This window comes from Massilia sp. CFBP9026 (genome assembly GCF_034045165.1).
Taxonomy (GTDB): domain Bacteria; phylum Pseudomonadota; class Gammaproteobacteria; order Burkholderiales; family Burkholderiaceae_D; genus Telluria; species Telluria arenae.
On the sequence record NZ_JAXCWH010000008.1, the window covers coordinates 34954 to 51419 of the forward strand.

Sequence of the window (16466 nt, forward strand, 5' to 3'; positions counted from 1 at the left end):
GCCCTGTCATGGCTTGGGACAAACCGCAGAAGGCAAATTCTTTGTTAGCCTCAGCCCGTCGTTCCCGCGCAGGCGGGAACCTAAGCTCTACGCGCAGCTGCCAACTCAAACGCTATCGGCTACGCACGAAAACTTAGGTTCCCGCCTGCGCGGGAACGACGTGCCGGGGCTAGCTGATACTGGAAACGGAACGAGCAGATGCGCCAGCCTCAAATCCCCAGCTGCCCCCAGATCTCATCCACCCTCTTCTTGACCTCCGGCGCCATCACGATCGGCGTGCCCCACTCGCGATTGGTTTCACCCGGCCATTTATTAGTGGCGTCGATCCCCATCTTGCTGCCCAGCCCGCTGATCGGCGACGCGAAGTCGAGGTAGTCGATCGGGGTGCTGTCGACCATGACCGTGTCGCGGGTTGGATCGACGCGGGTCGTGATGGCCCAGATCACCTCTTTCCAGTCGCGCACATTGACGTCCTCGTCGACCACGACGATGAATTTGGTGTACATGAACTGGCGCAGGAAACTCCATACACCGAACATCACCCGCTTGGCATGGCCCGCGTACTGCTTCTTCATCTGCACCACCGCCATGCGGTAGCTGCAGCCTTCCGGCGGCAGGTAGAAATCGGTGATTTCGGTGAACTGCTTCTGCAGCAGCGGGATGAAGACTTCGTTCAGCGCCACGCCCAGCACGGCCGGCTCGTCCGGCGGCTTGCCGGTATAGGTCGAGTGATAGATCGGATCGCGCCGCATCGTGATGCGGTCGATCGTGAACACCGGAAAACTGTCCTGTTCATTATAGTAGCCGGTGTGGTCGCCATACGGCCCCTCGAGCGCATGCTCGAAGCCGGACGGGTGGTTCTCGTCCGGGTAGATATGCCCTTCGAGCACGATTTCGGCTGAAGCCGGCACCATCAGCTCGCTGCCGATCGCCTTGGTGAGCGAGGTGCGGCTGCCGCGCAGCAGGCCGGCGAACTGGTATTCGGACAGCGTGTCCGGCACCGGCGTCACGGCGCCCAGGATGGTGGCCGGGTCGGCGCCCAGCGCCACCGCGATCGGATAGGGCTTGCCCGGATTGACCAGCGCGTGTTCGCGGAAATCGAGCGCGCCGCCGCGGTGGGCCAGCCAGCGCATGATCACTTTATTGGGGCCCAGCACCTGCTGGCGGTAAATGCCCAGGTTCTGGCGTTTCTTGTTCGGACCCTTGGTGATCACCAGGCCCCAGGTGATCAGGGGCGCCACGTCGCCCGGCCAGCAGTGCTGGATCGGCAGGCGGCCGAGGTCGACGTCCTGGCCCTCCCAGACGATTTCCTGGCAGGCAGCGCCTTTTACTTCTTTCGGCGCCATATCCCATACCGCCTTGACGAGCGAGCCCATGCCCATGATGTCCTTGAAACCCTTGGGCGGCTCGGGCTCCTTCAGGCGCGCCAGCACGTGGCCGATTTGACGCAGCTCACTCAAATCCTGCGCCCCCATGCCCAGCGCCACCCGCTTCGGGGTGCCGAACAGGTTGCCAAGGACGGGGATCGTGTGCCCGGTCGGTTGCCGGAACAGCAGCGCGGGACCTTCGGCGCGCAGGGTGCGGTCGCAGATCTCGGTCATTTCGAGGTTGGTCGACACCGGAATGTCAACGTGTTTGAGCTCGCCCATGCGTTCGAGCTGGGCCATAAAATCTCGCAAGTCTGTATATTTCATCAAGTTTTGAGCATTTCTTCGATTGCAGAACGTAAGTGAGAGGGTGGAGCCAAGTGATTGATTCGTCAAGTATTTCTATTTGGAAGGCCACGTCATCAGAACCAAAAGTAATAAGAGACAGGCGTGCTAGGGTTGACTTGATATAAGCTCCGCCCCTACAATCCGTCCTACTTGATGAGACGGCCTTACTTTTTTTGCCACAATTTTAGCTGTTCTCATGCATTCACGGGGTCGGGGCCCCACACGACATTTTAAGGAGTGTTTTCTTTTTGGGCGTCTGCCCATATCCCCCGAGACAGTTGTTGAGCCACTGGTCCCTGCCCTACGGGTTAGCAGCCAGCTGAAGCAAAGCAATGACGGCGTTAGTCGGCCGCGTCGCGGCGACAAACGATTTTCTGATGCACGGCAAACCACATTCTGCGTTTCGCTCACAGCGACACGACGGGATTCTTTTCGCCGCGACAAGGGGAAAATTCGATGTTTCATCGTTTAACCACGAGCGCAAGGCTCGTGCAATCCATGGCCAGCCAGCCAATCACGTGGTCTTCCGTGAGCAAAACGGCAAGCGGTTTCATGAAAACCGCCCGCACTACCCTGACCGTATTCGGTCTGACCGCAGTTGCCATGCTGGCGCTGCTGTACACCAATGACAGTTTCGCCAAGCGCGTTTCTGAAATGCTGCATCCGCAGCCAGTCGTCGCCGCCGTAGAACCGGTGGCAATCGTCGCGCCTACGCCAAAGGCCGTGGCCGAAGCAGTGGCCGTCGAAACGACGCACCTGCGCGATTCGCACGCAATGCTCGGTGACAGCAAGCAGCAGCAGTACGTCACCACCTGGCTGTCGAAGCGTTACCGCGTCGCCGGCGATGCTGCCAATATGCTGGTGTCGACTGCTTACCTGACGGCGCACGAGCTGAAACTCGATCCGCTGCTGATCCTGGCGGTGATGGCGATCGAATCGGGCCTGAACCCGTTCGCCGAAAGCGCGATGGGCGCCAAGGGCCTGATGCAGGTCATGGCCAAGGTCCACCACGACAAGTTCGAGGACGTGGGCGGCCCGCAAGCTGCCCTGAACCCGGTCGCCAACATCCGTGTCGGCGCCCTGATCCTGAAGGACTACGTCAAGCGTACCGGCTCGGTCGAAGGCGGCCTGAAAACCTATGTCGGCGCAGCCAACTTCGACACCGACTCGGGCTATGGTCACAAGGTGCTGACCGAATACCGTTTGCTCAAGAAGGTCTCGAAAGGCCAGAACGTCCCGGTGCGCACCCCGCGCGCGGCGCCGCTGCCGGCGACGATCGTCACCGCCAAGCAGACCGAGTCCGACACGGTCAAGCCTGAAGCCAAGCCGATGCAGGAAACCACCACTGCCTCCACCGTCGGCGCGCACGTGCCGAACGTGGAGCCGCTGGCCGGCCTGTAAGCTCACGAAGAGAGTTCTTCGATGCCACCGCCAAGGCGGTGGTTTTTTGCGTTTGACATCGCAGGCGAGCGCTGGCGCGCGATGTCCGATGCGCAACCATGCGATGTCGCAAATCCGGTCCATCCTTTGATAAAGGACAGTCCATGCTGATTTTCGCCGATCAGATTTCACAGGAATTACGCGACACGCTTGGCGGCTTCTTGCGGTTCCCGTTCTCGGAGCCGAGTTGCCAACTGGTGGAAGCCAGGGTTCCACAACTTGCAGGCGCTTATCGCAGGCTGGCCGCAGACCATGCGGCGCGGGCCAGCCAAGGACTGCCATGGCTGGCGGACAATGTGGAATCCGTATTCTCGGCGCTTCCCACCCATCCCTCTGGACCGGAAATAGCGGACCCGCTGCTCACGGCACAAGTCATTCTACTAGACGAGTACGTACGCGACGCCCACGAGGGCTTGCGCTCGAAGAAACAGATCGCCGCCTCGGGCAAAATGAGCATGCAGGACGCGGTCATGACGCTGCGCGCGGCATCCTTTCATGAGGCGTTGTTCCTGACACTCGCCGGCGCCTTCGAACTTCGGGTGAATGGCTCCAGCTATCGGTTCGACCTGACAGCGTTAGGGCGCGAGTGCGTGCGCAACAGGACGACGACGGTTACCATGCAGCACCAAACCGAAGCCGCTCTCCTGGGAGAGATGACCGCTGTAGCTAGCACACTGCGTCAGTTGCCATCAAAGCAGGTCGCCAGCGTTGCCCGCAAGATCAGCCTTGATCAGCTGGATTTGCTGGCAGGTCGCCTGCTGGACTGCTTCTTCTCATTGAGTACCCCGATGCAGCGCGATCCCGCCGTTCGCCCGATCATCGCACGCGCCTACCAGTTTTGCCGTTGGATTGCTCTCCTCCAGTTGGTCCGCTCGGCGGAGGAATCCGAACTGTGGCCGCATCCGGAACTGGTCGAAGACCTCGCGCTGGACCGCGTCCTATTGGACGAAGTGATTGCATCGCAAGCCACCCGCCTTGCATCCGATCAGGGGATTTATCGCAATCGGTCCGGCGCTATCACGCTGGGCAAGACCTCGCTGGCACATGCAATTAACTGCTGCAAACGCGTCGTACTCGATGGGACTCAGAGCAGGCAATTAGGCGAGCGGTTCGAGCTACACGTTCGCAACTTCATCGAGGACAATATATCGCCCGACGATTACATCGTCGGCGGACCGGTGCAGAAGGGGCCCAACGGGCCCGGCATCAATTACGATTGCGACCTTACCTTGTACGAGCCACGACGGAAGAAAATCTTTTTTATCCAGGCAAAATGGAAGCGCGATGGAAGAACCGCGTCCCTGGAAGATGAGTTAAGAGCCTGGAGCGCCAAGAACGTACCGATGGATCATGGCGTCGGACAACTGGAAGGCCTCCGCAAGCGCTTGTCGGAACACCCGGTATGCGACAAGGTCAGAAGCGCCCTTCCTGGCATCCGCTTGACCGACAAGGAAATCCAGGACAACGCACACTTTATCATCATCCATACGCTTCCTTACTTCAGCGCGTACAGCAACCGTGGTGTCGTGATCTATGAATGGAACCTGTTTCGCAACCTGCTACGTCGAGGAATGATCAACCATACGGCTGCGCCACAAGACGACTGGAATCGGGCGACGTCGCATACCAGCACCAGCGCGGGCATCCTCCCTCTCGAGGATCCGGAGCAGGTCATTGCGCATTACTTCCAGGCGACCGGTTTCGACCAGGTCGACACTACCAGAGCGATGGACCGCAGACTGAATGCTCATTATTGCTTTGACCTGGAATTCGCCGGCAAGCGCTTCTGGCAGCGCGCCACCCGCTATTGCATCACGCGGCCCTGCACGTAGCAGCCTGAAAAAAAGCCACCGGCTCGCGCACGGTGGCTTTTTTCGTCAAGCTGCAAGCAAAACGATCAACGACGCTCGTTCGCCGCCACTTCATCCGGCCGCAGGCGCGACGCCAATTTATCCAGCACGCCATTGACATACTTGTGCCCATCGATACCGCCGAACGACTTGGTCAGCTCGACCGCCTCGTTGATCACGACACGATACGGAATCTCGGGATGGTTCTTCAGCTCATAGGCGCCCAGCAGCAGCACCGCGTGCTCGATCGGCGACAGCTCGGCGATCGAACGGTCGATCAGCGGGGCGATCGACTCGCGCAGCTCGACCGAAGTGCCGATCGCGCCATTGAGCAGCGCCGAGAAGAACTCGCTATCGGCCTTGTCGAAGCCGTGGGCGCCGCGGATATTGGTCGAGACCACCCGTGCCGGTTCATTATTCAGCAGCCATTGGTACAGACCCTGGAGCGCGAACTCGCGCGCGCGGTGGCGCGGCGTGCGGTTCTTGCTCGGGTTGGCGTGCGTACTCTTGTCAGTCATTGTTTTCTTGCCTTTACTGTTATTCGTCCTCTGGCACCAGCTCGTCCAGCGCCATCAGGAGGTTGGCCATTTCGACCGCGACGCGTGCGGCGTCGCCGCCCTTCTCGGCCATGCGGACTTCGGCCTGCTCGTCGGTCTCGGTGGTCAGGATCGCGTTGGCGATCGGGATGCCGTAGTCGAGGCCAATGCGGGTGATGCCGGCGCCCGATTCGTTCGACACCAGCTCGAAGTGGTAAGTCTCACCGCGGATCACCGCGCCCAGGGCGATCAGCGCGTCGAACTGCTCGGTAACGGCCATGCGCTGCAGCGCCAGCGGCACTTCGAGCGCGCCCGGCACGGTCACGTGCAGGATGTCTTCGTCGGCCACGCCCAGGCGCTTGAGTTCGGCCAGGCAGGACGACAGCAGGCCGTGGCCCACATCGGCGTTGAAACGGGCCTGCACGATACCGATGCGCAGGTCTTCGCCCTGCAGATTGCTTTCAAAAGTTCCTACCGTCATGGCTGACCTCTTCTTGTTGATTGGTTGATTGTTCAGGCTTCCGGACGCGGCACGTAACCGGTGACTTCCAGGTCGAAACCGGTCATCGACGGCATCTTGCGCGGATTGGCCAGCAGCTGCATCTTGCCCACGCCCAGGGCGCGCAGGATCTGGGCCCCGATGCCGTAGGTGCGCAAGTCCATCGACGCGGCGCGTGCGCCGGCGCGGCTGGTCTTGCCGTCCTGCGGCGCCAGCTGGGCGAACAATTGCTCTGCGTTTTCGCCGCAATTGAGCAGCACGATCACACCGGCATCGCTGGCCTTGATCGTCTTCATTGCCGAGGCCATGTCCCACGAGTGGGTGGTGGCGCGGTTCTCGAGCAGGTCGAGGATCGACACCGGCTGGTGCACGCGCACCAGCGCTTCCTTCTCGGGCGACAGCTCGCCGTGCACCAGGGCCAGGTGGGCCGAGCCGCTCGGCGCGTCGCGGAAGGCCACCAGCTGGAATTCACCGGCCTCGGTCGACAGCGTACGCTCGGCCACGCGCTCGACCAGGCACTCGTTCTGGCTGCGGTAGTGGATCAGGTCGGCGATGGTGCCGATCTTGAGCTTGTGTTCCTTCGCGAACTCGATCAGGTCGGGCAGGCGCGCCATGGTGCCGTCTTCCTTGATGATCTCGCAGATCACCGAGGCCGGGGTCAGGCCCGCCATATGGGTCAGGTCGCAACCCGCTTCGGTATGCCCGGCGCGCATCAGGACGCCGCCCTTCTGGGCGCGCAGCGGGAAGATATGGCCCGGCTGCACCAGGTCGTCCGGGGTCGTGCCCTTGTTCACCGCCACCTGGATGGTGCGCGCGCGGTCGGCCGCCGAGATGCCGGTGGTGACGCCTTCGGCCGCTTCGATCGACACGGTGAAATTGGTCCCGAACGAGGTGCCGTTACGCGAGGTCATCATCGGCAGCGCCAGGCGGTCGCAGATCTCTTCGGACAGGGTCAGGCAGACCAGGCCGCGCGCATGGCGGATCATGAAGTTGATCGCCTCGGGCGTGACGAAGTCGGCTGCAAGCACGAGGTCGCCTTCGTTCTCGCGATCTTCCTCGTCGACCAGGATGACCATGCGGCCGGCGCGCAGTTCGGCAACGATGTCCTCGGTGCTAGAAATAGACATACGGGATTCCTTGAAACGGGAGAGTTATGCGTAATCCGCTATTTTAATGGATTTACAGGCTTTCAACCGCATTGTCGGCCCCTGCCTCTCCCCAATTTGGCAGCACAGCCGTACTATCGCGTCAACTGGCGTTACGATTGAGCAACAACTAGTGATTTTGCGGCTTTAAATTGTTAAGCTCGATGTTTTCACGTGCAACATCGTACTGTGTCCACATCCAACTGGATTATTATTAAGACATCTTTAGCGCACCCATCCAGGCGGTGCTGTCCATTTTTCGGAGTTGCCATGCCGGTAGCCGTCCCAGTCAGCCATCCAGGCGCCGCCCCATGCGGAGGGCGCTGCTGATGGCCACGATCCTGATCGTCGACGACCGCCCGAGCAACCGCAGCTATCTCGGCGCCCTGCTCGGCTACACCGACCACCGGATCCTCGAAGCCGAGGACGGCGCCCGGGCGCTCGCCATCACGCGCGCCGAGCGTCCCGAGCTGATCATCACCGACATCCTGATGCCGACCATGGACGGCTACGAATTCGTCCAGCAGCTGCGCGCCGATCCTGCCCTGCACGCGACCCGCGTCATCTTCTTCTCGGCCGTCTATTCGGAGCGCGAGACGATGGCCATGGCGGCGCGCTGCGGCGTGACCACGGTATTGGGCAAGCCTTCCGAGCCGCAGCGCATCCTCGACGCGGTGGCCGCCGAACTGGGCGTGATGCACGGCGCACCGGCGCCGGCGCTGCCTTCGGGCCGCGAGCACGACCGCGACCTGCCGTTCGACCTGTGCGCGCGCCTGTCCGAGCTGGAACGCATGTGCATGATGCTGGTGGGCGAGCGCCGCGTCGAGGCCCTGGCCGATGCCTTCGTGGACGCCGCGCGGCGCGTGCTCAACGCCGACTGCGTCGCCCTGTGCCTGCTGGCCAGCACCGAGCGCACGGTGCGCCACCTGGCCACCCATGGCGTCGAAGGCGGCCTGCTCGAGTCCTATGCGCTCAACGAACGAGACCTGCCCGGCGTGCTGCTGCGCGCCCGCGCCCCGCTGCGCCTGGACGGCGACGACGCCCTGCTGGCCACCCTGCCCCAGCACCATCCCGAGGTTGGCCACCTGCTCGGCCTGCAGGTGCACGACCTGCAGCATCCGCTCGGCTGGCTGTATTGCACGCGCCGGGTCGGCGCGGCGCCCTTCTCGGACGAAGAGGAACGCTGGGCCACGGCGCTGGCGGCCCAGCTGGCGGTGGCTTACGAAAACCTGAACCTGTATGAAGTCGTGCAGCGCCACGCCGCCCAGCTGCAGCTCGAGGCGATGGCGCGCGCCGATTCCGACGCCGCCCTGCGCGACAGCGAGCATCGGCTGGAACTGGCGCGCCAGGTGTTCGACAGCACGCAGGAGGCGATCCTGATGACCGACGCCGACACGAAGATCGTCGCCGTCAATCCCGCCTTCGAGGAAATCACGGGCTACCGCGAAGCCGAGGTGCTCGGCCGCAGCCCGGCCATGCTGCGCTCGGGACGCCACGATCCGGCCTTCTACCGCGCGATGTGGGAATGCCTGGAGCAAGAAGGCCAGTGGCGCGGCGAGGTCTGGAACCGCCGCAAGAACGGCGAGATCTACCCCGAGCGCACCAGCCTGAGCGCGGTGCGCGACGACCATGGCAGGATTACCGCCTATGTATCGGTGTCGACCGACCTGTCGGCGCTCAAGGCGGCCCACCACCAGCTGGATTTCTTGTCGAACCACGACGCCCTGACCCTGCTGCCGAACCGCTCGCTGTTCAACGACCGCATGCAGCAGGCGCTGGCCGCCGCGCGCAAGGATGCGACCCAGGTGGCGCTGCTGCTGTTTAACGTCGACCGCCTGTCGCGCATCAACGATAGCCTGGGCCACGCGGCCGGCGACGCCGTGCTGCGCGAGGTGGCGCACCGCGCCGGCGCGGTGGCCGGCGCGACCGACACCGTGGCGCGCCTGTCGGGCGACGAGTTCGTGCTGCTGCTGACCAGCTTCGACGACACCGACGACGTGATCTACTGCGCCCAGCGCTTGATGGAAGCCGTGTCGCAGCCGCTGCTGGTCGGCGAGCACGACGTGGTGGTCACTGGCAGCATCGGCATCAGCGTCTACCCGCGCGACGGCGACGCCCCGGGCGACCTGCTGAAAGCGGCCGACGCCGCGCTGACCCTGGTGAAGGAATCGGGCCGCAACGGCTTCCGGTTCTTCAAGGGCGAGATGAACGCCGAGGCGCTGCGCTGGCTGGCGCTGGAAACGCGCCTGCGGCGCGCGATCGAGCGCGACGAGCTGTCACTGCACTACCAGCCGCAGGTCTCGCGCCTGGATGGCCAGGTGGTCGGCATGGAAGCGCTGCTGCGCTGGCGCAGCGAAGAGATCGGGTCGGTCTCGCCCGCCGACTTCATCCCGCTGGCCGAGGACACGGGCCTGATCCACCCGATCGGCGAATGGGTGATCCGCCAGGCCTGTTTCCAGAACAAGGCCTGGCAAAACGCCGGCCTCGGGCCGGTGCGGGTGGCGGTCAACGTCTCGGCCAGCCAGTTCAAGGCCGGCAGCGTGGCCAAGGTGGTGCGCACCGCCCTGCAGGACAGCGGCCTCGAAGCGCAATGGCTCGAGGTCGAGCTGACCGAAAGCGTGATGCTGGGCGACAGCGCTGCGGCCGAGGCCCAGATGGCCGAGCTGCGCGCGATGGGAGTCTCGCTGTCGCTGGACGACTTCGGCACCGGCTACTCGTCGCTCGGCTACCTGTCGCGCTTCCCGCTCGATAAGCTCAAGATCGACCAGACCTTCGTGCGCAATATCGCCACCGAACAGCGTAGCGCCGCCATCGCCCAGGCCACGATTGCCCTGGCCCAGGGCCTGTCGCTGGCGGTGGTGGCCGAAGGCGTTGAAACGGTCGGCCAGCGCGATTTTCTCGGCTCCCTCGGCTGTGACGTCCTGCAGGGCTATCTGTACGGGCGGCCGGTGCCGGCCTTCGAGATGGCCCAGTTGCTGGCGAAAGGACGGGTCATCCTCTGACAGGTTTAGAGCAGCCTTAAGCTCATCCGTGCAAGCCCTTGCGCCATGTAGAATGCAATAACCAAGTCTTCTGGGAACCATTGAATGAGCAACAACTTCGTACGCGGCCTGCCGTTGATGGCGCTGGCCGCGATACTGGGCCTGTCCCCGCTGGCGCATGGCGCGCCGCAGGCGGCCCAGGCGCCGGCGCTGCAGATGGAATCGCCCATCCCGGTCGGCCCGCAGGTCAAGGTCGGGAAACTGGACAACGGTCTCACCTACTACATCCAGCGCAATGCGCGCCCGGAACGCAAGCTCGAACTGCGCCTGGTGGTCAAGGCCGGTTCGATCCTCGAGGATGAAGACCAGCGCGGCCTGGCCCACTTCGTCGAGCACATGGCCTTCAATGGCACCACCAACTTCCGCAAGCACGAGCTGGTGTCCTATCTGCAGTCGATCGGCGTGGGCTTCGGCGCCGACCTGAACGCCTACACCTCGTTCGACGAAACCGTCTACATCCTCCCGATCCCGACCGACAAGCCGGAACACGTGAGCAAGGCCTTCCAGGTGCTGGAAGACTGGGCCCATGGCGTGCGCTTCGATGCCGACGCCATCGAGAAAGAGCGCGGCATCGTGCTGGAAGAGCTGCGCCTCGGCAAAGGCGCCTCGGACCGCATGGGCAAGGAGATCTATCCGCGCCTGTTCAACGGCTCGAAGTATGCCGAACGGCTGCCGATCGGCCGCGAGGACGTGCTACGTAATTTCAAGCCAGAGACCCTCAAACGCTTCTACCGCGACTGGTACCGCCCCGACCTGATGGCGGTGGTGGTGGTCGGCGACGTCGACCCGGCGCGCGCCGAGAAGCTCGTCAAGCAGCATTTCGCGCGCCTGAAGAACCCGGCCAATCCGCGTCCACGCGACTACGCCACCATTCCGGCGCGCGCCGATACCGAGGCGCTGGTCGTCACCGACCCGGAAGCCAACGGCAATGCGGTCCTGATCCGCTACCCGGTGCAGCCGGTGCGCGAGCTGGGCACCATCGGCGCCTACCGGGACGAACTGGTGCAATCGCTGTTCGGGACCATGCTCAACCAGCGCCTGGCCGAACTGGCGCAACTGCCCGACGCGCCCTACCTGGGCGCGAGCAGCTCGCTCGGCAAGCTGACCCCGCGCTACCATTCCTATAACTCGTCGGCCGCAATCGGCCCGCGCGGCGCCCTGCCGGCAATCGCGGCCCTGGTCCAGGAAAACGAGCGCGCGCGCCAGCACGGCTTCGGCGAACAGGAGCTCGAGCGGGCCAAGAAGAACCTGGTGCGCACCTACGAGCAGGCCTGGAACGAACGCGCCAAGAGCGACTCGGCGACCTACGCCGCCGAGTACATCCGCAACTTCCTGCAGGACGAAGCGATCCCCGGCATCGACACCGAGTGGCACTACGTGCAGCAGCTGGTGCCGGGCATTTCGCTGGCCGAGATGAACGATTACGCGCAACGCACGATCCCGGCGGATTCGGGCAAGCTGGTGCTGTACACGGGCGTGAGCAAAGGCGACCAGCAGCCGGACGCGCCGACCGGTGAAGAGTTGCTGGCCGCCGTCAGCGAAGCCGCGCGTAAGCCCGTTGAACGGCACGACGAAAAACTGCTGGCGACGCGCCTGATGGAGCGCCCGGCGCAGCCTGGAAAAATCACCGCCGAGCAGCACGACAAGGCGCTGGGCCTGACCCGCCTGACCCTGTCGAACGGGGTCAAGGTGATCCTCAAGCCCACCGACTTCCGCAACGACCAGGTGATGCTGAGCGCGGCCCGTCCCGGCGGCCAGAGCCTGTTCCCGGACGGCGACATCCTCAATGCGCGCTTCTCGAACGCGATCGTGGCCAGCATGGGCGTGAAGGACTTCAGTCCGCTCGACATGCGCAAGATCCTGGCCGGCAAGGCCGCCGGCGTGACCGTGGGTCTGGGCAGCTATTCCGACGTGATCGCGGGCGCCTCGGGCGCCACCGACATCGAGACCATGCTGCAGCTCTTGTGGCTGAAGTTCGCCGACGTGCGCCGCGACGAAGGCCTGTTCCACGCCTACATCGACAAGCAGGCCGAGATCGCGCGCAACCAGAGCGGCCTGCCGGGACGCTACTTCAACGACGCGCTGGTGGCGGCCCTGTACAACAACCACCCGCGCGCACCGCGCACGCTCGATGCCGAGGAATTCTCCAAGATCGACCTGGACCGCAGCATCGACATCTTCCGCCAGCGCTTCTCGAGCGCCAAGGACCTGACCTTCATCCTGGTCGGCAGCTTCGACGAGCAAAAGATCCGGCCGCTGCTGGCGACCTATCTCGGCACCCTGCCGACGCCCGACATCCCGGTCGCCTTCCGCGACGTCGGCCTGCGTCCGGCCACCGGCGTGGTCAAGCGCGAGGTGCGCAGCGGCTCCGAGCCGAAGAGCAGCATCGCGCTCAACTTCACCGGCCCGGCCGAATTCTCCGACGCCGAGCAACTGCGCCTGTCGGCGCTGATCGAAGTGACCAATCTGCGCATCATCGAGGTGCTGCGCGAGAAGATGGCGATGATCTACGGCGGCGGCGCCAGCGGCACCCTGAGCAAGATCCCGTACGGGAACTACTCGGTCGGCATCAGCCTGCCGACCGGACCGGAACACGTGGACAAGGTGATCGCCGCGACCTTCGCCGAGATCGCGCGCCTGCAGGAACACGGCCCGGACGCGGCGGAACTGGACAAGGTCAAGACCGGCTGGATCCAGAACCACCGCCGCTCGCTGCGCGAGAACGGCTACTGGGTGGCGAACCTGCAATCGGCGCTGACCGAGGGCACCGATCCGGCCTCGATCCTCTCGGTGGAGAAGCAGGTGCAGGCCCTGACGGCGGACGACATCAAGACGGCGGCGCGCCGTTACTTCGACACGAACAACTACGTGCAAGTGGTGCTCAATCCGGAAACGCAGGCGGCGGCCAAGGTGGCCAGCGCACCGGGCGCGGGTGCTAGGGGCGCCTCCCGCTAGCCAGGCCCCTGACGTAGATGAGGTAATACACCAGCCCGACCAGCACGCCGCCGCCGACCGCATTGCCCAGCACGACGGCGGCGAGGTTGCGCGCCATGCCCGCCGCCAGCGCCGCATCCGCCCCGCCTTCGAGCAGCAGCGCCATCGCAAAGAAGTACAGGTTGGCGACGCTGTGCTCGAAGCCGGCGGCGATGAAGGCGGAGATGGGGAACAGCAGCACGACCACCTTGTCGATCACGCTGCGCCCCGCCATGCTCATCCACACCGCGAGGCACACCAGCGCGTTGCACAGCACGCCCCTGAAAAACGCGGTCCAGAACGGCAACCCGGCCTTGCCGGCGGCGATGGCCAGGTAGGCGTCGCCGACCGCGCCATCGTTCATCGCGGCCTGGCCGGCCAGGTAGACCAGCACGGCCAGCCCGACCGCTCCCACCAGGTTCCCGCACAAGACGATGGTCCAGTTGCGCAGCACCTGGCCGCTCGTGATCAGCCCGTGCGCCCTGGCCATCACCAGCAGATTATTGCCAGTGAAAAGCTCAGCCCCCGCGATCACCACCATGACGAGCCCGAGGCAGAACACGCCGCCGCCCAGCACCTGCCTGGCCGCGAAGCCGAGGGTGGGATCGGAGCGGACGAGGACGTAATACAGCGCGCCCAGTCCGATGAAGGCGCCGGCCAGGATGGCGAGCATCACTTGCGGCAGCAGCGGCAGGCCCGCCTTCTTGACGCCGCTGTTCCTGACGAGGGTGGCGACTTCCTGGGGCGAGTAGGCGTCGAAGGCGAACAGCGGCGCCAGCGCTTGGTCGGCAGCCCGGCTGCGCTCGTTCATGGCAGCAGCGCCGGAATCAGGTTAACAAACAGTATCTTCACGATCGTCATACCCGGGAAGATCATGGCGTAGCCGACGTCGGGCTGGTCGGTGGGCGCCAGCTTGTTGGCATAGGCGACGATCGCCGGGTTGCCGGTGGCGCCGGCGACGATGCCGGCCACCTCGTCGTAGGGCATCTTGAACATGAACAGCCCCATCAACAGCACCGGCAGCACCAGGGCCAGCACGGCGACGGTGGCCAGGCCCAGCATCAGGAAGCCGGTGGCCGAGACCGTGGCGGCGAACTTGGGCCCCGCCGACATGCCGACCTGGGCCAGGAACAGGGTCAGCCCGAGGTTGCGCATGACCAGGTTGGCCGGCAGCGGGATGGTCCAGTTCACGGGGCCGGTGCGGCGCAGCTTGCCCAGCACCAGCGCTGCGATCAGCACCCCGGCCAGGCCGAAGCTGACCTTGCCCAGTCCCGGCATGGTAACGCTGACCAGGCCGACGATGAGGCCCAGCGCCATGCCCAGGCCGATCGAGATATAGCTGAATTCGGCCGTCGCCTTGATCGAGTCGCCGAAATACTTGCGCAGCGCCGCGAACTGGTCGCGGTGGGCAAACACCCCGACCCGGTCCCCGGGCTCGAGCACCAGGTCGCGGCCCGGGAGCATGTCGGCGTCGCCGCGCCGCACGTGCACCACCAGCGAGCCCGGGCCGCCCGGCAGCGCCAGTTCGCCGAGCCGGTGGCCGATCACCGCCGGCTTCGAGGCGAACAGGCGGATATAGTCGATGTCGCTGCGGTCCTCGCTGATGCGGCCGGGCGCCGCCTCGCCCAGGTCGATGCGCACGCGGTCGAGGGTTTCCTGGTCCGGGCCGATGGCGAGCACCACGTCGTCGGCGCCCAGGATGATGTCGGGCGAGGCCGGCAGATTGTGATGCTGGTGCCGCAGGGCGACGATCTGGATGCCGGCCGGCAGCGTGGTCATCACCTCACCCAGTTTGCGTCCGATGTGCTGTGGATTGCGCAGCGCGATCTCGAGCAGTTCCAGGTTGGCGCTTTTCTGCTCGACCTTCGGCTTCATGATCAGGAAAGTCAGGTACAGGATCAGGATCGGGACGGCCACGCCGAACGGATAGGCCACCGAGTAGCCCACCGCCGCGTCGTTGTTGCCGAGCGTGGTCATGGCCGCCTGCAGGGTCGCGGTGCTGGTGCCGGCGCCGGCGAACAGGCCCAGCGCGTGACCCGGCGTGACGAGCCCGATGAACAGCACGCTGACCGCGCCCGCCAGCAGCACGCCGGTGAGCGCCATGACGTTCGCCTTGAGCCCCTTCATGCTGCTCAAGCCGATGAAGAACTGCTTGCCGTACTGGATACCGATGGCATACAGGAACATCGCCAGGCCCAAGGTCCCGACCATGGGCGATGGCGCCGACTGTGGGGCGAACCAGCCGACCGCCAGCGCCACGAACAGCACCGCGCCGGCGCCCAGCGAAAATCCCTTGATATTGATTTCTCCGGCCAGGTAGCCGATCGCAATGACGAAGAACAGCGCCATCAGCGGCTGCTGCTCGAGCAGGTTCTTGATGAATTCCATGGTCGTCCCCTCAGTACACCGTCAGCCCGCGGCTACGGAACTGCGCGCGCACCCGCTCCGTCAGTTCCGGCGCGGGCGGTTCGATGGTTTCCAGCGTGTAGTCGAGGCCGAGCCGGTGCCACTTGTCGCGGCCCATCTGATGAAAGCGCAGGATTTCCACGCGTTCCAGGGAGCGGATCCCGGCGGCGATGTCGGCCACCTTTTCGACGTTGTCCCAGGCGTCGGTCAGGCCGGGAGCGAGCACGAAGCGCACCCATACCGGACGCCCCAGCTCGGACAGGCGCCTGGCATAGTCGAGCGTAGGTTGCAACGGGTGGCGCGTCACCTTCTCGTAGGTGGCCGGGTCGCCCGATTTGATGTCGAGCAGGTTCAAGTCGATCTGCATCAGGTCGTCGTCGGACAGGCGCGCCCCAAGCCGCCCCGCGGTGTCGACGCAGGTGTGCAGGCCGAGCGCCTTGCAGCGCCGGAAGACCTGCATCATGAAGGCCTTCTGCACCATCGGTTCGCCGCCGGACAGCGTAATGCCGCCGTGGCTGGCCTTGAGCACCTGCGCATACTTCGCGATCTCGTGCATACCGCGCCCGAGCGTGACCGGGCGGCCGTTGAGCTTGTGCCAGGTGTCCGGGTTATGGCAGTACTGGCAGCGCAGCAGGCACCCGGACAGGAAGGCGACGAAGCGCAGCCCCGGGCCGTCCACCGTGCTGCCCACCTCCCACGAGTGCACGTAGCCGACCATGTCCTCGTCCCGGTCCTCCTCTTCTTCGAGGTCGCCCGGCTGGATGGCGTAGAAGTGGTGCGCCTTGACCTCGTCCGCGCCATCGCGGGTCAGGTGCAACTCGTAGCGGCTGCCGGACAAGGATTGGTGGTGGTCACTCATGC

The 16466-nt window shown here is 64.6% G+C and carries 11 protein-coding genes; 4 read left to right on the forward strand and 7 right to left on the reverse strand.

What is annotated here, in order from left to right:
• Positions 1-209: 209 nt before the first annotated feature.
• The gene (gene ubiD, locus SOM28_RS19375) at positions 210-1694 is read right to left on the reverse strand and encodes a 4-hydroxy-3-polyprenylbenzoate decarboxylase (protein WP_320469114.1); all 1485 of its coding nucleotides are present in this window, start codon (positions 1692-1694) and stop codon (positions 210-212) included.
• Between the two features lie 519 nt (positions 1695-2213).
• Here ubiD and SOM28_RS19380 point away from each other — a divergent pair.
• The gene (locus tag SOM28_RS19380; protein WP_123068670.1) at positions 2214-3116 is read left to right on the forward strand and encodes a transglycosylase SLT domain-containing protein; all 903 of its coding nucleotides are present in this window, start codon (positions 2214-2216) and stop codon (positions 3114-3116) included.
• Positions 3117-3259: 143 nt separating this feature from the next.
• Positions 3260-4987 (forward strand): hypothetical protein, encoded by a 1728-nt coding sequence (locus SOM28_RS19385; protein WP_123068671.1) that lies wholly within the window; start codon positions 3260-3262, stop codon positions 4985-4987.
• 65 nt (positions 4988-5052) lie between these two features.
• Here SOM28_RS19385 and nusB read toward each other — a convergent pair whose 3' ends face one another.
• Genes nusB through ribBA form a run of 3 tightly spaced genes read right to left on the reverse strand, consistent with a single transcriptional unit; the run spans position 5053 to position 7167 of the window.
• A complete protein-coding gene (gene nusB / locus SOM28_RS19390; RefSeq protein WP_123068672.1) occupies positions 5053-5523 on the reverse strand; it encodes a transcription antitermination factor NusB in 471 nt (156 codons plus the stop codon).
• A gap of 19 nt (positions 5524-5542) precedes the next feature.
• Positions 5543-6022, reverse strand: a complete 480-nt coding sequence (ribH, locus tag SOM28_RS19395; RefSeq protein WP_005671273.1) for a 6,7-dimethyl-8-ribityllumazine synthase — start codon at positions 6020-6022, stop codon at positions 5543-5545.
• A 32-nt stretch (positions 6023-6054) separates the two neighbouring features.
• Positions 6055-7167, reverse strand: coding sequence for a bifunctional 3,4-dihydroxy-2-butanone-4-phosphate synthase/GTP cyclohydrolase II (ribBA, locus tag SOM28_RS19400; protein WP_123068673.1), 1113 nt, complete (start codon positions 7165-7167; stop codon positions 6055-6057).
• Between the two features lie 329 nt (positions 7168-7496).
• On the opposite strand from ribBA, the gene SOM28_RS19405 reads away from it, so the two are divergent.
• Together SOM28_RS19405 and SOM28_RS19410 are read left to right on the forward strand one after the other, a co-directional pair.
• Positions 7497-10187: a two-component system response regulator gene (locus SOM28_RS19405; RefSeq protein WP_320469115.1), complete on the forward strand. Its 2691-nt coding sequence runs from the start codon at positions 7497-7499 to the stop codon at positions 10185-10187.
• An 84-nt stretch (positions 10188-10271) separates the two neighbouring features.
• Positions 10272-13181, forward strand: coding sequence for a M16 family metallopeptidase (locus SOM28_RS19410; protein ID WP_320469116.1), 2910 nt, complete (start codon positions 10272-10274; stop codon positions 13179-13181).
• Here SOM28_RS19410 and SOM28_RS19415 read toward each other — a convergent pair.
• From SOM28_RS19415 to pflA, 3 genes are read right to left on the reverse strand one after another with little or no spacing between them, the layout of a single operon-like run.
• Complete coding sequence (locus SOM28_RS19415) at positions 13162-14010, reverse strand: formate/nitrite transporter family protein (protein ID WP_320469117.1); 849 nt, start codon at positions 14008-14010, stop codon at positions 13162-13164. The genes SOM28_RS19410 and SOM28_RS19415 overlap by 20 nt on opposite strands.
• Positions 14007-15587 carry an aspartate:alanine exchanger family transporter gene (locus SOM28_RS19420; protein ID WP_320469118.1) on the reverse strand — a complete coding sequence of 527 codons (1581 nt, stop codon included), beginning with the start codon at positions 15585-15587 and terminating at the stop codon, positions 14007-14009. The genes SOM28_RS19415 and SOM28_RS19420 overlap by 4 nt, the downstream gene beginning before the upstream one ends.
• A 10-nt stretch (positions 15588-15597) precedes the next feature.
• Positions 15598-16464, reverse strand: coding sequence for a pyruvate formate-lyase-activating protein (gene pflA, locus SOM28_RS19425; RefSeq protein WP_320469119.1), 867 nt, complete (start codon positions 16462-16464; stop codon positions 15598-15600).
• Positions 16465-16466: the final 2 nt, after the last annotated feature.